The sequence below is a fragment of the Streptomyces monomycini genome, assembly GCF_022271435.1.
In the GTDB taxonomy this organism is placed as follows: Bacteria; Actinomycetota; Actinomycetes; order Streptomycetales; family Streptomycetaceae; genus Streptomyces; species Streptomyces monomycini.
Window position 1 is genome coordinate 234,628 of sequence record NZ_JAFIQY010000008.1, and the last position, 16,282, is coordinate 250,909.

13 protein-coding genes are annotated in these 16,282 nt (G+C 73.6%); 6 read left to right on the forward strand and 7 right to left on the reverse strand.

Annotated features, from left to right (window positions below):
• Positions 1 to 58: 58 nt before the first annotated feature.
• The 3 genes from JXZ78_RS13320 to JXZ78_RS13330 form a co-directional block, all read right to left on the reverse strand.
• Entirely contained in the window at positions 59 to 2,527 is a 2,469-nt protein-coding gene (locus tag JXZ78_RS13320) for a GcvT family protein (protein WP_030018119.1), read from the reverse strand.
• Positions 2,524 to 3,609: an S-(hydroxymethyl)mycothiol dehydrogenase gene (locus tag JXZ78_RS13325; RefSeq protein WP_030018118.1), complete on the reverse strand. Its 1,086-nt coding sequence runs from the start codon at positions 3,607 to 3,609 to the stop codon at positions 2,524 to 2,526. The genes JXZ78_RS13320 and JXZ78_RS13325 overlap by 4 nt, the downstream gene beginning before the upstream one ends.
• Before the next feature lie 315 nt (positions 3,610 to 3,924).
• Positions 3,925 to 4,731: an IclR family transcriptional regulator gene (locus JXZ78_RS13330; RefSeq protein WP_030018117.1), complete on the reverse strand. Its 807-nt coding sequence runs from the start codon at positions 4,729 to 4,731 to the stop codon at positions 3,925 to 3,927.
• A 173-nt stretch (positions 4,732 to 4,904) separates the two neighbouring features.
• Here JXZ78_RS13330 and JXZ78_RS13335 point away from each other — a divergent pair, with 173 nt between their 5' ends.
• Together JXZ78_RS13335 and JXZ78_RS13340 are read left to right on the forward strand one after the other, a co-directional pair.
• On the forward strand, positions 4,905 to 5,249 hold the full coding sequence (locus JXZ78_RS13335) for a bifunctional 3-phenylpropionate/cinnamic acid dioxygenase ferredoxin subunit (RefSeq protein ID WP_030018116.1): 345 nt from the start codon (positions 4,905 to 4,907) through the stop codon (positions 5,247 to 5,249).
• Entirely contained in the window at positions 5,246 to 6,472 is a 1,227-nt protein-coding gene (locus JXZ78_RS13340) for an NAD(P)/FAD-dependent oxidoreductase (protein WP_238783081.1), read from the forward strand. Before JXZ78_RS13335 ends, JXZ78_RS13340 begins: the two co-directional genes overlap by 4 nt.
• Here the strand turns inward: JXZ78_RS13340 and JXZ78_RS40735 are convergent.
• On the reverse strand, positions 6,381 to 6,890 hold the full coding sequence (locus JXZ78_RS40735; protein ID WP_372498418.1) for a hypothetical protein: 510 nt from the start codon (positions 6,888 to 6,890) through the stop codon (positions 6,381 to 6,383). The genes JXZ78_RS13340 and JXZ78_RS40735 overlap by 92 nt on opposite strands.
• A 278-nt stretch (positions 6,891 to 7,168) precedes the next feature.
• Between JXZ78_RS40735 and JXZ78_RS13350 the strand changes: the two genes are divergently transcribed.
• The 4 genes from JXZ78_RS13350 to JXZ78_RS13365 all read left to right on the forward strand — a co-directional run bounded on the left by JXZ78_RS13350 (position 7,169) and on the right by JXZ78_RS13365 (position 11,528).
• Positions 7,169 to 9,904 (forward strand): sensor histidine kinase, encoded by a 2,736-nt coding sequence (locus tag JXZ78_RS13350; RefSeq protein ID WP_030018112.1) that lies wholly within the window; start codon positions 7,169 to 7,171, stop codon positions 9,902 to 9,904.
• A complete protein-coding gene (locus JXZ78_RS13355; protein WP_238783083.1) occupies positions 9,901 to 10,350 on the forward strand; it encodes a roadblock/LC7 domain-containing protein in 450 nt (149 codons plus the stop codon). The genes JXZ78_RS13350 and JXZ78_RS13355 overlap by 4 nt, the downstream gene beginning before the upstream one ends.
• 26 nt (positions 10,351 to 10,376) lie before the next feature.
• Positions 10,377 to 10,787, forward strand: a complete 411-nt coding sequence (locus tag JXZ78_RS13360) for a DUF742 domain-containing protein (protein WP_030018109.1) — start codon at positions 10,377 to 10,379, stop codon at positions 10,785 to 10,787.
• 129 nt (positions 10,788 to 10,916) lie between these two features.
• Positions 10,917 to 11,528 (forward strand): GTP-binding protein, encoded by a 612-nt coding sequence (locus JXZ78_RS13365; protein WP_030018108.1) that lies wholly within the window; start codon positions 10,917 to 10,919, stop codon positions 11,526 to 11,528.
• Between the two features lie 382 nt (positions 11,529 to 11,910).
• Here the strand turns inward: JXZ78_RS13365 and glpK are convergent, their stop codons facing one another.
• The 3 genes from glpK to JXZ78_RS13380 all read right to left on the reverse strand — a co-directional run bounded on the left by glpK (position 11,911) and on the right by JXZ78_RS13380 (position 16,223).
• Positions 11,911 to 13,440, reverse strand: coding sequence for a glycerol kinase GlpK (glpK, locus tag JXZ78_RS13370; protein WP_030018107.1), 1,530 nt, complete (start codon positions 13,438 to 13,440; stop codon positions 11,911 to 11,913).
• Positions 13,441 to 13,497: 57 nt separating this feature from the next.
• Complete coding sequence (locus JXZ78_RS13375) at positions 13,498 to 14,265, reverse strand: MIP/aquaporin family protein (protein WP_030018106.1); 768 nt, start codon at positions 14,263 to 14,265, stop codon at positions 13,498 to 13,500.
• A 248-nt stretch (positions 14,266 to 14,513) separates the two neighbouring features.
• Positions 14,514 to 16,223, reverse strand: coding sequence for a GGDEF domain-containing protein (locus tag JXZ78_RS13380; RefSeq protein ID WP_033037132.1), 1,710 nt, complete (start codon positions 16,221 to 16,223; stop codon positions 14,514 to 14,516).
• Positions 16,224 to 16,282: the final 59 nt, after the last annotated feature.

Below are 16,282 nucleotides of genomic sequence, written 5' to 3' on the forward strand. Positions count from 1 at the left end.
GGTTCGGCGGGGACACCCGACGGGCTGCGGGCTGCCAGGTACGGGCCCAGAGGGCGGACTATCTGCGGATACGTTCCATCGCGGGGTCGAACAGCGGCTCGGCGGCGACGGTCGCCGCGGCCTTCTCCCCGAAGTACTCGATGTGCACGGCCGTCCCGGGTGCCGTGGCACGCGCCGGGAGCCACGCGTACGCGACCGTCCGCCCGACGGAGCAGCCGTACGCCGCGCTGGTCACATGACCCGCGGGCGCGCCGTCCACGTACACCGGCTCCTTGCCCAGGACGACCGCCGCCGGATCGTCGAGCGTCAGGCACGTCAGCCTGCGCCGCGCGGTGTCGGCCGACCGCCCCTCCAGGGCCGCGCGCCCCACGAAGTCGCCCTTGTCCATCCGGACGGCCCAGCCCAGCCCCGCCTCGTACGGGTCGTGCTCGGTGGTCATGTCCTGACCCCAGGCGCGGTACCCCTTCTCCAGACGGAGGCTGGTGAACGCGCCGCGCCCGGCGGCGATCACGCCGTACGGCTGCCCGGCCGCCCAGAGCGTGTCCCACAGGCGCAGTCCCAGGTCGGCGCTGGTGTACAGCTCCCAGCCCAGCTCGCCGACGTACGACAGCCGCAGCGCGGTCACCGGCACCTCGCCGACGTACGCCTGCCTCGCCTTGAAGTAGCCGAACGCGCGGTGCCCGAAGTCGGTGCGGGTCAGCGGCTGTACGAGGTCCCGGGCGCGCGGCCCCCAGACGCCGACGCAGCAGGTGCCGGGCGTGATGTCGCGGACCTGCACGCCGGCGGGCGCGTGCCGGGTCAGGTGGTCGAGGTCCATGCCGCTGTTGATGCCGACCTGGAAGCGGTCGGTCGCCAGGCGGGCCACGGTCAGGTCGCTGCGGATGCCGCCCGCGTCGTCCAGCAGCAGCGTGTACGTCACCGAGCCAGGCTTCTTCGCGAGCTGGTTGGTCGTCATGTACTGGAGGAAGTCCAGCGCGCCCGGCCCGCTGACCTCCAGACGCCTGAGCGGCGTCATGTCGTACAGCGCGACCCGCTCCCGGGTGGCGCGCGCCTCGGCCGCGGCGACCGGCGACCAGTGGCGGGCGGACCAGGCGTCCCGCTCCGGCAGCGCGATGCCGTCGGCCAGCGGGGCGTTGGCCTCGTACCAGTGCGGGCGCTCCCAGCCGGTGCCTTCGAGGAAGTACGCGCCGAGTTCCCGCTGCCGCGCGTGGAAGGGGCTGACGCGCAGCGGGCGCGGGCGGCGCAGCGGCTGGAGCGGGTGGACGACGTCGTACACCTCGGCGAACTGCTGCCGGCCGCGCTCGGCCACGTAGGCGGGGGAGAGCTGGACCTCCTCGAAGCGGGAGATCTCACACTCGTGCGCATCGGTGGCGGGGCGCCCCTCGGTGAGCTGTTCGGCGACCGCCTTGGCGACGCCCGCCGCGTGCGTCACCCACACCGCCTCGGCCAGCCAGAAGCCGCGCAGTCCGGGCGTCTCGCCGAGCAGTGGCATGCCGTCGGGGGTGAAGGAGAAGACGCCGTTGAAGCCTTCCTCGATCCGGGTGCCGTCCAGGGCGGGCAGCAGCCAGCGGCTGTCGTCCCAGCTCGGGGCGAAGTCGTCGTCGGTGAAGGGGAGCGAGGAGGGCATCACGGGCGCGTCGTCGAAGGCGGGCAGGGCGGCCGGGTCGACGGGCATCGGGCGGTGCGCGTACGAGCCGATGCCGATCCGGCCCGTACCGTCCGTGCGGCCCTCCACATGCTCGCGGAAGTACAGGTCGCGTTCCTGGAAGCGCAGGACCGGCCGCCGGCCGTCCGGTCCGGCGAACGCCGACGTCTTCACGTACTGGTGCGCCAGCGGCAGCAGCGGTACGGACACGCCCGCCATGGCGCCGATCACCGGCCCCCAGAAGCCCGCCGCCGACACCACGACGTCCGCGGGGAAGGTGCCCCGGTCGGTGACGACGGCCGTGACCCGGCCCGCGTCCTGCTCGATGCCCGTGACGGTGTGCCGGTCCAGGAAGCGGGCGCCGCGGGCCCGCGCCTGTACGGTCTGCGCGCGGGCGGCGGGCAGCGCCCTGGCCAGCCCGTCGCCGGGCGTGTGGAAGCCGCCCAGCACCTTCGTGGCGTCCAGCATCGGCCACAGCCCGGCGCACCGCCGGGCGTCGACGATCTCCCCCTCGATGCCCCAGGACGCCGCGAGCCCGGCCTTGCGGTGCAGTTCGGCCCACTGTTCCTCGGTGGCGGCGATCTCCAGTCCGCCGACGGCGTCGAAGCACGGCCGCCCGTCCTCCGTCAGGGCGGAGAACTTCTCGACGGTGTACTTGGCGAAGTCGCTCAGCGTCTTGGAGACGTTGGTACGGAAGACGAGTCCGGGCGCGTGCGAGGTGGAGCCGCCGGGCGCGTGCAGCGGGCCCTGCTCCAGCACGGTGACGTCGCGCGCGCCGCGTGCCGTCAGCTCGTCGGCGAGGGAGCAGCCGACGATGCCCGCGCCGATGATCACGATGCGGGCCGGCGTGGGGCCGCCGCCCGTACCGGGCCGGGCGTTCACAGGACCACCACCGAACGCAGCACCTCACCACGCCGCATCCGCGCGAAGGCCGCCTCCACGTCCGTGAGGCCGACCGTCTCCGAGATGAACGCCTCCAGGTCCAGCTTGCCGCTCAGATGCAGATCGATCAGGACGGGGAAGTCCCGGCTGGGCAGGCAGTCGCCGTACCAGGACGACTTCAGGGAGCCGCCGCGCGCGAACACGTCCAGCAGCGGCAGCTCGATGTGCATGTCCGGCTCCGGAACGCCGACCTGCACCAGCGTGCCGGCGAGGTCCCGCATGTAGAAGCCCTGCCGGAACGTTTCGGGGCGGCCCACCGCGTCGATCACGACATCGGCGCCGTGCCCGCCGGTCAGGGCCCGCACCGCCTCGACGGGGTCGGTGCCACGGGAGTTGACGGTGTCGGTGGCGCCGAAGTGCTCGGCGGCGTCCAGCTTGCCGTCGTCGATGTCCACGGCGATGACCCGGCGCGCACCGGCCCGCGAGGCCCCGGCGATGGCGGCGTTGCCCACGCCGCCGCAACCGATCACCGCCACCGTGTCGCCGCTGCCCACGCCCCCGGTGTGCACCGCGGCCCCGTACCCGGCCATCACCCCGCAGCCGATCAGCCCCGCGGCCTCGGGGCGGGCCGCGGGGTCGGCGCGCACCGCCTGCCCGGCGGCGACCAGCGTCTTCTCGGCGAACGCGCCGATGCCCAGGGCCGGGGTCAGCGGGGTGCCGTCCAGCAGGGTCATCGGCCGGGTGGCGTTACGGGAGTCGAAGCAGTACCAAGGGCGGCCGCGGCGGCAGGAGCGGCACCGTCCGCAGGGGGCGCGCCAGGCGAGCACCACGTAGTCGCCCGGCGCCGGCCCCGTGACGCCCGGGCCGGTGGCCTCGACGACGCCGGCGGCCTCGTGGCCGAGCAGGTAGGGGAAGGCGTCGCCGACCGCGCCCTCGCGGTAGTGCAGATCGGTGTGGCACACCCCGCAGGCCTGCACGGTGACGAGGACTTCGCCCGGCCCGGGATCGGGGACGAGGATCGGCAGCACCTCGACGGGGGCGCCCTTCTTGGCGGCGACGACGGCGCGGGCTTCGTGCGGCATGACTCACTCCTAAACAGCGCCTGCGGGGCAGGGGCGGGTGCGTGGAGCTGGCACGGATGCCGTTATGGGGGACTGCTGGGCGTACGGGGTCCACGGGACGCGGGCGGCCGCACGGATGTCGGGGGAACCGGAGGAGGCGCAGGGAACCGTGGAGACGGAGGAACGCCCGGTGGAATCCCCTGTGTTGCCCATGACGCGCAATGTTGCGCCATGAGAGACATGCTGGAAGTCCGTGGGCGATCCGTCAAGGGGCGAGAGCCTGTGGCACAGCCCCGGCCGGGGCTGTGCCACAGGCTCTGACCGGGTGGCCGCCGCTCAGCCCGCGAAACCCATCCGCCGGGACAGCTCGGCGGCCGCCTTCACCGCCTGCCCGGCCAGCTCCACGAGCAGCGGTTCCGCCATCCGGTACGCCGGCCCCGAGACGCCGATCGCGCCGATCACGGCACCGTCGTGGGCCCGTACCGGCGCAGCCACCGCGTTCAGCCCGATCTCCAGCTCCTCGCAGGAACAGGCGTACCCCTGCGCGGCCGCGGCGGTCAGCTGCTGCCGCAACGCGCCGGGCGCGGTCAGGGAGTTGGCGGTGAACCGGGCGAGCTTGCGCTCCAGCAGGCGCTCGCGCCGCTCCCGGGGCAGATGTGCCAGCAGCACCTTGCCGCTCGCGGTCGCGTGCAACGGCGTACGCCGGCCCAGCCAGTTGTACGCGGTGACCGCCGCGGCGCCGCGCGCCTGCATGATGTTGACCGCCGCGTCCCCGTCCAGCACGGCGATGTTCGCGGTCTCCCCGGTCTCGTCGGCGAGCGCCCGGCACACCGGCTGGCCCTCCTGTGAGATGTCCAGCCGGATGGCGGCGGCCCCGGCCAGCCGCAACACCCCCGCGCCCAGGTAGTACTTGCCGCGCTCGTGCTCCTGCTCCACGAGGCCGCGGTGCTCCAGGACGCCCAGGATGCGGAAGGCGGTGGACTTGTGCACCCCCAGCTCCTCGGCGATCTCGGTGACCCCGGCCTCGCCGAGCCGGGCCAGGATCTCCAGCACGCTCACCGCGCGGTCCACGGACTGGACGGAGCCGGCCGCACCCCGCTTCTCCTCGGACCGGTCACCGGCCGCATCGGTCGTCTTCGCCATGGGGTCTGACGTCACCACCCGTCGGCCCCGGCGGGGCACGTCGAAAGGGGTCCGGCCAAGAAGCGTCGGCAGCCCCTTGACGGCACACTCCCCGGACTGGATTCTGTTGCGCAATGCGCTACGCGATGCGTTATTCAGAACGCCATGATACCGATCAGCGCTGAGGGGGCCAGATGATTCCCGTCTGCCGCACCGAGGACCTGCCCGAAGGCGGGGCCGTACGGATCGAGATCGACGCCACCACACCCGCCATCGCCGTCTTCCGCAGCGAAGGCGCGCTCTACGCCCTCGACGACCGGTGCAGCCACCAGGACGCCTCCCTCTCCGAAGGCTGGGTGGAGGACTGCCAGGTCGAATGCCCGCTGCACGCCGCGCTGTTCGACCTGCGCACCGGAAGGCCCAGCTGCCTCCCGGCCCGCCGCCCCGTCCGTACGCACGAGGTCACCGAGGCGGACGGCATGATCCATGTCCGGCCCGCCGCCCGGGAGCCGGCCGTACGGGAAGACGCCTACGCATGAGGACCGTCACCGTCGTCGGCGCCTCACTGGCAGGACTGTACGCGGCGCGGGCCTTGCGCGCGGAAGGGTTCGACGGGCGGCTGGTGATCGTCGGTGCCGAGCACCACCGCCCGTACGACCGGCCGCCGCTGTCCAAGACGTTCCTCACCCGACGTCCGCCGGGTGCGCTGAGTTTGGCGGATCTGCGGCTGTCCGACCGGGAAGAGGAGGACGAACTCGCCGCCGAGTGGCACCTCGGCACCCGGGCCACCGCACTGGACACCGCGGGACGCTCGGTGACCCTCGACGACGGCCGCACGACCCGCACCCTGCGCACCGACGGCATCGTCATCGCCACCGGGGCCGCCCCGCGCACCCTGCCGGGCCCGCCCCTCGCCGGAGTGCACGTACTGCGCACCTACGACGACGCCCGCGCGCTGCGTGCCGCCCTCCATGACGGAACACCGCGCGTGGTCGTCATCGGCGGCGGCTTCATCGGCGCCGAGGTGGCGTCCTCCTGTGCCGCACTCGGACTTCCGGTGACGGTCGTGGAGGCCGCGCCACTGCCGTTGGTGCCCCAGCTCGGCCCGGACCTGGCGCGGATCTGCGCGAACCTGCACGCGGATCACGGGGTACGGCTGCTGTGCGGTACGGGCGTCAAAGGACTGCGCGACGACGGGACGGGCCGGGTACGGGCGGTGGAGCTCGCCGACGGGCGGCTGCTGGACGCGGACCTCGTGATCGTCGGGATCGGGGTGCGCCCCGCCACCGGCTGGCTGACCGGTTCCGGGCTGCGCCTGGACGACGGGGTGGTGTGCGACGCGGGCGGCGTGACGTCCGTGCCGCAGGTCGTCGCCGCGGGCGACGTGGCCCGCTGCGCGGGCGCGCGCACCGAACACTGGACCAGCGCCACCGAACAGCCCGGCACCGCCGTGCGCAACCTGCTCGCCGGCACCACCGTCGCACGGCACACCGCGCTGCCCTACTTCTGGTCGGACCAGTACGGAACACGCGTCCAGCTGGCCGGCCGGCACGGGCCGCAGGACACCGTACGCATCGTCGAGGGCGACCCCGGCGATCGCAGCTTCCTGGCCGTCTACGAGAGCGACGGGCGGATCACCGCCGCCCTCGCCGTCGACCGCCCCCGGCCGTTCATGCGGCTGCGCCGCCGACTCGTGGCGGACGCCGCCGCGCCTTGCGGGCCTCCCGTCGCGCCTGCCGCCGCTCCCGGCGCAGACTCCTAGCCGTACTGCTCGGCTGCGAGCGCACCCCGTTGCGCTGCACCCAGACCTGGCGCGTCACCCAGACGTCCAGCACCGCCCAGGTCGCGACCACCGTGCTCGCGACCGTGCAGAGCACGGCGGGGAACGCGAACCAGGCGCCCGCCATCGTGCAGAAGAACGCCACCATGGCCTGGACGAGGGTCAGCGCCGCGATGATGACCGCGCGCACCGCGGCCGTCCGCACCGGATCCGCCATCCGCGGCCTGGCCGCCGGCTCCTCCTGCCACAAGGCGCGCCTGCCGCCGCTCAGGCCGATGCCTCCGTCTTCGTGAACCATCTCCGGCGTCACTCTCCCCCTGCCCGCATGGACCCGCCTGCCCCGCCATCCGGGTCCCTGCCCGGCTTCACCCCGTCGCATGTCCCTGCCCGGACACACCATCGCCCACCATGGTCACGAACGGGACCGGCGGCCGGTTCCCGGCCGAGGTGATTTTCGGCCGACCGCCCCGGCGTACGGGCGGGTGCGGCAGAGGTGTTCGAGGCCACATGTGTGGGCGGGTTGTCCGGTAATCAGCCGACAACTGCGGACGATCCGCCCCTGACCTGCGGATCCGGTGCCCAGGCGGGGCTTCGGTCAGGTCCCTCGTCAGTAGTAGGCTCGCGCCGTTTGTTGACGGAACACCATCCCCGTGCGCCGGGGTCGACGTAGGGGAGGCCATGCGCTTTCGAGGGAAGACGATCACTCGGAAGATCGCAGCGCTGCTGCTGGTGCCACTGGTGTCCCTCACGGCCATGTGGGCGTTCGCCACGTACATCACCGGACGCGAGGCCAACCAGCTGCTCGGCGTCGGCAACGTCGTCGCCAAACTCGGCTACCCCGCCGAGGACGCCGTCCAGGCGCTCCAGCAGGAACGGCGGCAGAGCCTGCTCTTCCTGGCCGACCGGCGCGGCGCCGACTCGCTGGCCGAACTGCGCGACCGCACCCGCGAGACTGACAAGATCGTCAACAAGCTGCGCGACAACGCCGCCGACTCCGCCGTGCGCGACGACCTCAACGGCGTCGCCGGCGAACGCATGGACGACATCCTCAAGGGCCTCGGCCGGCTGACCTCGCTGCGCACCCAGGTCGAGGACAACACCATCTCCCGCGACGCGGCCTTCGAGGCGTACAACGACCTCGTCGACCCGAACTACGAGTTCCTCGCGGCGCTGCACGCGCTGGAGAACGTCGAGATGGACAAGCAGGGCCGCGCCCTGGTCAACGTCACCCGCGCCCGCGAGGCCCTCTCCCGCGAGGACGCGCTGATGTCGGCGGCGCTCGTCTCCGGCACCATGACCAAGCACGACCTGCGCGGCTTCGCCGACCGCGTCGCCGAGCGCCGCGTCCTGTACGCGACCAGCCTGCCCGTCCTGCCCGGCGACGACCGCGCCCTCTTCACCGACTACTGGCGCTCCGCGCCCACCCGCGAACTGACCTCCTTCGAGGACCGCGTCATCGACGGCGGCGCCTCCGCCGCCCCCCGCGCCGTCAACGCCGAACGCTGGAACGCCACCGCCGGCAAGGTCCTCGGCGACCTCCAGCGGATGGGCCGGGAGGCCGGCGACCGCTACAAGGAACGCGTCGAGCCGGTCGCCATGGCCGTCCTCCTCAAGGCCGGCGTCGCGGGCGTCCTCGGCTTCGTCGCCCTGCTGGTCTCGGTCATCGTCTCCGTCCGCATCGGCAGCAAGCACGTCCGGGACCTGATCCGGCTGCGCAAGGACGCCCACGAGGTCTCCGGTGTCCGGCTGCCCAGCGTCATGCGGCGGCTGGCCGCGGGCGAGCAGGTCGACGTGGAGACCGAGGCGCCCCGCCTGGACTTCGGCCAGAGCGAGACCGAGCAGGTCGGCCAGGCGCTGAACACCCTCCAGCGGGCCGCCGTCGAGGCCGCCGTCAAACAGGCCGACATGCGCCGCGGCGTCTCCGAGGTCTTCGTCAACCTCGCCCGTCGCAGCCAGGTCCTGCTGCACCGTCAGCTGACCCTCCTGGACGCGATGGAACGGCGTACCGAGAACGCCGACGAACTCGCCGACCTCTTCCGCCTGGACCACCTCACCACCCGTATGCGCCGGCACGCCGAGGGCCTGGTGATCCTCTCCGGCGCGGCCCCCTCCCGGCAGTGGCGCAAGCCCATCCAGCTGATGGACGTGGTGCGCGCCGCGGTCGCCGAGGTCGAGGACTACGAGCGCATCGAGGTGCGCCGGCTGCCGCGGCTGGCCGTCCAGGGCCCGGCGGTCTCCGACCTCACCCACCTGATCGCCGAACTCCTGGAGAACGCCACCGTCTTCTCGCCGCCGCACACCGCGGTCCAGGTGGTCGGCGAGCGGGTCTCCAACGGCTTCACCCTGGAGATCCACGACCGGGGACTGGGCATGGCCCCCGACGTCCTCCTCGACGCCAACCTGCGGCTCGCCGAGACCCCCGAGTTCGAGCTGTCCGACACCGACCGGCTCGGCCTGTTCGTGGTCAGCCGCCTCGCCCAGCGCCAGGGCGTCCGCGTCTCGCTCCAGCCCTCCCCGTACGGCGGCACCACCGCCGTCGTCTTCCTGCCCGCCGCGCTCCTCACCGAGGACACCGGCCGCGAGGACGACACCGGCGGCCGGCGGATCGACGGGGCACGCACCGGGGAGCTGGAGGCGCCCGGCGGCAAGCTGGCCGCCCTGTCCCAGGTGCCCGTGCCGCTGCCCGAGCAGCGGGACCGCACTCCGGACGTGATCGACGGACCGGTCGAACTGGAACCCCCGCTGACCCGCGCGGAACTCGCACAACGGACGGAAACGGACGACGAGGGAAGCCTCTTCCGCGGCCGCGGCGCCCCGCGCGATTCCGCACGCGGCGCCGAGCGGGAGCCGGGCACCCTGCACCGCGCACGGACCCGCCGCGACGGCAGCGCGCCGCCCGTCGCCCCCGTACGGCCCGTCGGCACCCCCGAACAGCACCAGCAGACCCGCGACCAGGCACCGGCCGGCGACGGGCCCGCACCGCTGCCGCGCCGTCACCGGCCGCCCGTGCTGGTCTCCGACCACGGCCGGCCGGTCGACGGAGCGGCCCGCGCCGACGTACGCTCCGACGCGGAAACCGACGGCGACACGGATGCGGACATGGACACCGGTACGACGACGGACACGGGCCCCGCCCCGTCCGGCCGGCCCGCCACGACGGCAGGAGGGCTGCCCCGCCGCGTACGGCAGGCCAGCCTCGCCCCTCAGCTCAAGGCGGAGCCCGCCGCACAGGACGAGCCGGGCGGCGCACCCGCCGGTGCCGCGGACGACCGCGACGCCGAGGAGGTCCGCGCCCGGATGGCCTCGCTCCAGCGCGGCTGGCAGCGCGGCCGCCGGGACAACGGCGAGGACGACGGGCGGGACGGCAGCCCGGACACAGCACCAGGAACCACATCGGGAGGGGACGGTCGATGACCGCACCGAAGGCAGCAGCGGCCAGTGCCGAGTCGAAGGGCCCGCAGGGGTCGGGCGAGCTGAGCTGGCTCCTCGACGAGCTGGTCGACCGGGTGGGCAGCATCCGCAAGGCGCTCATCCTCTCCAGCGACGGACTCGCCATCGGCTCGTCCGCCGACCTCACACGGGAGGACAGCGAGCACCTCGCGGCGGTCGCCTCCGGCTTCCACAGTCTGGCCAAGGGCGTCGGCCGGCACTTCGAGGCGGGCCGGGTCCGGCAGACCCTGGTGGAACTGGAGGAAGCTTTCCTCTTTGTCAGCGCCGCGGGCGACGGCAGTTGCCTGGCCGTCCTCGCCGACGCCGACTCCGACGTGGGGCTGGTCGCGTACGAGATGACGCTGCTCGTCAAGCGGGTGGGCGCCCACCTGGGCACCGCGCCCAGGGCCGGGCAGCCCGCCGGCGGCTGACCGGAGGATGACGGCACGGTGACGCCATGACCACAGACGGCCCGACCGGGCCCGGGCAGGGGCACGCCAGGTGGTACGACGACGAGGCGGGCCCCGTGGTGCGCCCCTACGCGATGACCCGCGGCCGGACCAGCACCGAGGCCGAACCGCGACTCGACCTGATCGCCCTGGTGATCGCCGAGGACCGGCACGGCGAACCGCTCGACGACCAGACCCTGTCGCCGGAGCACGTGGACATCGTCGGCCTGTGCCGCGACGCGCCGCTGTCCGTCGCGGAACTGGCCGCCGAACTGGACCTGCCGCTCGGCGTCGTACGGGTCCTGATCGGCGACCTGCTGGACGCGGAGCTGGTCCATGTGAGCCGGCCCGTGCCCCCGGCGGAACTGCCCGACGAGCAGATCCTCCGCGAGGTGATCGACGGGCTCCGGGCGCTGTGACCGCCCGCGGGGCCGCACGGCGGTGGCACCCCGCCGGCACACCGCCCCCGCCGGGCCGCACCCCCACGAACTGCGAGGACCGAGGCATGCGAGAGAACAGCACCAGCGGCGAACCGGGAGAAGACGGCCATGGTCTTCGGGCGCTCTGAACGACGCCGCAAACAGGACGCCCCCGACCCCGTCACCCTCAAGATCCTGGTGGCGGGCGGCTTCGGGGTGGGCAAGACGACCCTGGTGGGCGCGGTCAGCGAGATCAAGCCGCTGCGCACCGAGGAACGGCTGACCGAGGCGGGCCGGCCGGTCGACGACCTCGCCGGGGTGGAGGGCAAGAAGACCACCACCGTCGCCATGGACTTCGGGCGCATCACGCTCCGCGAGGACCTGGTGCTCTACCTCTTCGGCACGCCCGGCCAGGACCGCTTCTGGTTCCTGTGGGACGAGCTGGCCCGCGGCGCGCTCGGCTCGGTCGTACTGGCGGACACCCGCCGCCTGGAGGACTCCTTCGCCGCCATCGACTACTTCGAGCGCCGCGGCATCCCGTTCATGGTGGCCGTCAACTGCTTCGACGGCGCCGAACGCTACCCCGCGGAAACGGTTCGCGACGCACTGGACCTGGACCCCGAGGTACCCGTGATGCTCTGCGACGCCCGCGAGAAGGACTCCGCCAAGGACGTACTGATCGCCGTCGTGGAACACGCGATGCACGTCAGCGCCCGGCGGCGCGAGCCGGCGCTTCCGTAACGGAGCCGCCGCACGCGAGGACGGGCCGTACCCCACCGCCCTGGGTACGGCCCGTGCGCCTGCGTGGCTGTGCGGCGCGCGCCTGCTGAAGGCCTAACTGTGGCGCAGTCGGAGCATCGGGTGTACCGAGTGGCGGTTGTGCCGGCGCGTCGCATGCTTCTGGTAGACGGTCACGATCAGCGACGCCACAGCAATGACGACAGCACATGTCGCGGTGATGGAATCCGCGCTCATCGCACCCCCTGGTGATGGCCTCCGGGGCACCGCGCGCCTGCCTCATCGGCCCGCTCCGGGCCGACGAGCAGTTCGTGCACAGCATCCGCGATATTTCGCCGAGCCCCTTCCGGTGGAACGGCGAGCCGGTTCGGCTGGAAGAGGACCGCTACGCGCCCCCCGCACCCGCCTCGTGCCACCCGAAGCTCCGCTCCACCGCCCGGCGCCAGTTGCCGTACTCACGCTCCCGCGTCGCCCCGTCCATCCGCGGCGTCCACTCGGTGTCCCGCTTCCAGTGCGCCGCCAGCTCGTCCAGGTCCTGCCACACCCCGGTCGCCAGCCCGGCCGCGTACGCCGCGCCCAGGCACGTCGTCTCCGAGACCACCGGCCGGATCACCGGCACCCCCAGCACGTCCGCCTGGTGCTGCATCAGCAGATTGTTGACGGTCATGCCGCCGTCCACCTTCAGCGCGGTGAGCTGCACCCCGGAGTCCTGGTACATGGCGTCCACCACCTCGCGCGTCTGCCAGCTGGTGGCCTCCAGTACCGCGCGCGCCAGGTGCGCCTTGGTGACGTAACCCGTCAGACCCGTGATGACACCGCGCGCGTCCGACCGCCAGTACGGCGCGAACAGCCCGGAGAAGGCCGGGACGATGTACGCACCGCCGTTGTCCGGCACCCGCGCCGCCAGGTCCTCGATCTCGTCGGCCGAGTCGATGATGCCCAGCTGGTCCCGGAACCACTGCACCAGCGCACCGGTGATCGCGATCGAGCCCTCCAGGCAGTAGACCGGCGCCTCACCGCCGAGCTGGTAGCCCAGCGTCGTCAGCAGCCCGCTCCTGGAGGGCACCGGCCGCTGCCCGGTGTTCAGCAGCAGGAACGAGCCCGTGCCGTACGTGTTCTTGGCCTCGCCGACCCGGTAGCAGGTCTGTCCGAACACCGCCGCCTGCTGGTCGCCCAGCGCCGCCGCCACCGGCACCCCCCGCAACTGGCCCACCGCCGTCCCGTACACCTCCGCCGAGGACCGGATCTCCGGCAGCACCGCCTCCGGCACCCGCATCGCGGACAGCACCGAGGTGTCCCACTGGAGCGTGTGCAGATTCATCAGCATCGTGCGCCCGGCATTGGTGACGTCCGTGACGTGCACCCCGCCGTCCGTCCCGCCGGTCAGCTTCCAGATCAGCCAGGAGTCGACCGTACCGAAGGCGATCTCGCCGCCCTCCGCCCGCGCCCGCAGCCCCGGCACGTTGTCCAGCAGCCAGGCCACCTTCGGCCCGGAGAAGTAACTGGCCAGCGGCAGCCCGGTGGCCTCACGGAAGCGGTCCTGGCCGTCCGCGCCGCCCAGCTCGTGGCAGAGCTGCGCCGTACGGGTGTCCTGCCAGACGACCGCGTTGTGCACCGGCTTGCCCGTGGAGCGGTCCCACAGCACCGTGGTCTCGCGCTGGTTGGTGATGCCCAGCGCGGCGAGCTGGTCGGCGCGCAGCCCCGCCTTGGCGAGCGCGCCCGCCACCACCGCCTGCACCTTGGCCCAGATCTCCTCGGCGTCGTGCTCCACCCAGCCGGGCTTGGGGAAGATCTGCCGGTGTTCGCGCTGGTCCACGGCGACGGTCGCGCCGTCCTGGTTGAAGATGATGCAGCGGCTGGAGGTGGTGCCCTGGTCGATCGCGGCGACGTACCGCTCCGTGCTGCCGTCCGTCATGACGTCTCCTGATTCCTCGTAGCGGGTCGGGCCGGGTGCCGTGCCGTGCGCGGACGGTCAGAAGACCGCGGTGAACACCAGGCCGGAGAGCACCGCGCCGATCAGCGGGCCGGCCACCGGAATCCAGGCGTAGGACCAGTCCGAGGTGCCCTTGTTGGGGATGGGAAGCAGTGCGTGGGCGATCCGCGGCCCCAGGTCACGGGCCGGGTTGATGGCGTAGCCGGTGGGCCCGCCGAGCGAGAGGCCGATGCCGACGACCAGCAGGGCGACGAGCAGGACGTTGATCCCGGATCCGTAGACACCGGCGTCCGCACCGGGCACCCGCCCGATCCCGATGCCCTCGTTCTTGCCGAAGAACAGCAGCGGCAGCACCAGCGCCACGGTCGCGATGATCTCGGTCACGAGGTTGGCGGCCGGGCTGCGGACCTCGGGGGCGGTGGCGAAGATCCCCAGCGTCGGCTGCGCCGTGTCCGCCTCCCGGTTGGCCGCGAACTGCGCGTAGTACAGCGCCCAGGCCAGTACGGCGCCGAGCACCGCCCCCACCAGCTGGGCGGCGACGTACAGCGGCACCTTCGACCACGGCGTACCGTCCGCGACCGCCGACCCCAGCGTCACCGCCGGATTCAGGTGCCCGCCGGACAGCGGCGCCGCGGTGTAGGCCCCGGCGAGCACGCCGAGACCCCAGCCGAAGGCGATGGCGACCCAGCCCGCGGCCTTCGCCTTGGAGCGGTGCAGGGTGACGGCGGCGCACACGCCGGCACCGAAGAGGATCAGAAGGGCGGTACCGATGACCTCACCGACGAAGATGTCCCCGTTGGCATACATGGCGGCTCCTTGTCCCTGGCCCGGGGCCGTGGCCCCGGTCCTCCGTGCAGGGTGCGTACTTCCCGGGCCACGGGAGGGCGGCGGGCGCTCGGCCGCCGCGCCCCGCGCGGCGTCCGCGTCGAGCGTGCCGGTGCGCCGGAACCGCCCCTGGGGAGTCGGGCAGCGCGTACCGCTGCCACGCGGCCGGGTCACCCGGCTGTGGCGGTGCCGACGGACACCCGGCAGTGTTCACCGCAGGTGACGGGGCGTCAAGGGACCGGGTGGGGCGGCGTCCCGTCCCCGCGCCGGCGGCCCCGGCGCACCTCGTGCCCCGGGGTGCCGGGCCGCCCCAGCACCCAACTGCTCACCCCGGCCAAGGACTTCGCCGCCTTCTTCAGCGGCGCCAGGGCCGCGGCGGCCTGCGCGTGCCCCGTCACGCTGCCCGGCGCGCACACCACCGTCGCCAGCGACAGCGTCACCGGCAGCCCGCCCGCCGACCACGGCACGTCCAGCACGGCCGCCGCGAACGGCTCCAGATCGTCCGGCGCGGCCAGCACCAGGAAGTCGTCCCCGCCGATGTGCCCCACCCGCGCCGACGGCAGCTCCGCCGCCGTCCGGGCCAGCGCCTGCCCCACGGCCCGGATCAGCGCGTCCCCCGCCGCGAACCCGGCCCCGTCGTTGACCTGCTTGAACCGGTCCACGTCCAGCCAGCTCAGCGCGAACGCCCGGCCACCCGCGATCCGCCGGTCCACCTCCGCGTTCACCGCGTCCGAACCCGGCAGCCGGGTCAGCGGGTTGAGCCGCGCCGCCTCCTCCACCCGGCTCTCCGCCAGCGCCCGCAGGATGTCGGCCAGCTGCACCACGCCCATGCAGCGGCCCTGCTCGTCCACCACCGCCACGTCGTCACCGGTCCGGTCACGGTCGCCGTCCGCCGCCACGTCCAGCACCTCCCAGGCGGTGGCGTCGGCGCCGACCGTCCGCGGCCGGTCGGCCAGCCGCAGCGCCGGACGGTCGGCGTACAGCGCGTGCCCGTAACGGCCGGACAGCGACAGCAGGAAGCGGTCCCGGTCGATGGCCCGTACGGGTACGCCGTCGGGGTCCACCAGCAGCACCCCCGAGACCCCGGGGAAACCCGTCAGATGACTGCGTACCGCGCCCGCCGAGGCGGACATCGGCAGCAGCGCGGCGGGCTGCAGGAACTGCGTCACCGGCGGCCCAGCCGGCGGCAGGGGCGCCCCGGACGCGCCGCCCCCGGCATAACCGCTGGCCACCGGCCCGTACCCGGCGCGCAGCTCCGGCAGGTACACATCGGCCGCCGGTCGCCGGGCGGGCGGCGCGAACAGGAACCCCTGCGCGAGCTGCGCGCCCGCCGCACGCACCGCCGCGTACTGCCGCTCCGTCTCCACCCCCTCCACCGCCAGCACACTGCCCAGCACCTCGCACAACTGCCGCATCGCGGCCACGGCGGCCCGCCCGCCCCGGTCGCCGTCCAGCTCCGCGCAGAGCGAGGCGTCCAGCTTCACCAGGTCGGGGGCGAGATCACCGAGCAGCCGCAGCGGCAGGTCCCCGTCGCCGACCCCGTCCGCACAGATCCGGTACCCGTCCTGCCGCAGCCCCGCCACCGCCTCCAGCAGCGCCCGCCGCGGCACGTGCGTGAACGGCCCGCCGACATCGACGGTGATCTCCCACGGCCGGCGGCCCACCTCGTGCACGGCCTTGCGCAGCGCCGTCAGACACGGCAGCTCGGCGAGGGTCGTCGCGAACACGTTGACGTGCAGTGGCAGCAGGGTCTCCTGCCGTGCGGCGGACCGTACGGCGAGCCCGGCCAGCTCGGCGTCCAGGTCGGCGGCGCGGCGCGCCGCCGTCAGCACGTCGCCGCGTTCGGGGCGGGCGAGGATCTCCAGGGCGGCGACCGAACCGGTCGACAGGTTGACGACGGGCTGGAAGGCGAATCGGAGCTGGTCCGTCCAGGCAGGCACGGCAGCAGAATGCCCACCGGGAACGCGAACGGTGCGTGATTCACGCACTGTTCACGCAT

Bases quoted from the DNA above. Each gene is read 5' to 3' on its own strand.
- JXZ78_RS13330 (WP_030018117.1), bottom strand. From the start codon at position 4,731: ATGGCGAAGACGACCGATGCGGCCGGTGACCGGTCCGAGGAGAAGCGG.
- JXZ78_RS13365 (WP_030018108.1), top strand. From the start codon at position 10,917: ATGGTCTTCGGGCGCTCTGAACGACGCCGCAAACAGGACGCCCCCGAC.
- JXZ78_RS40735 (WP_372498418.1), bottom strand. From the start codon at position 6,890: ATGGTGTGTCCGGGCAGGGACATGCGACGGGGTGAAGCCGGGCAGGGA.
- JXZ78_RS13375 (WP_030018106.1), bottom strand. From the start codon at position 14,265: ATGTATGCCAACGGGGACATCTTCGTCGGTGAGGTCATCGGTACCGCC.
- glpK (WP_030018107.1), bottom strand. From the start codon at position 13,440: ATGACGGACGGCAGCACGGAGCGGTACGTCGCCGCGATCGACCAGGGC.
- JXZ78_RS13340 (WP_238783081.1), top strand. From the start codon at position 5,246: ATGAGGACCGTCACCGTCGTCGGCGCCTCACTGGCAGGACTGTACGCG.
- JXZ78_RS13350 (WP_030018112.1), top strand. From the start codon at position 7,169: ATGCGCTTTCGAGGGAAGACGATCACTCGGAAGATCGCAGCGCTGCTG.
- JXZ78_RS13360 (WP_030018109.1), top strand. From the start codon at position 10,377: ATGACCACAGACGGCCCGACCGGGCCCGGGCAGGGGCACGCCAGGTGG.
- JXZ78_RS13325 (WP_030018118.1), bottom strand. From the start codon at position 3,609: ATGCCGCACGAAGCCCGCGCCGTCGTCGCCGCCAAGAAGGGCGCCCCC.
- JXZ78_RS13335 (WP_030018116.1), top strand. From the start codon at position 4,905: ATGATTCCCGTCTGCCGCACCGAGGACCTGCCCGAAGGCGGGGCCGTA.
- JXZ78_RS13355 (WP_238783083.1), top strand. From the start codon at position 9,901: ATGACCGCACCGAAGGCAGCAGCGGCCAGTGCCGAGTCGAAGGGCCCG.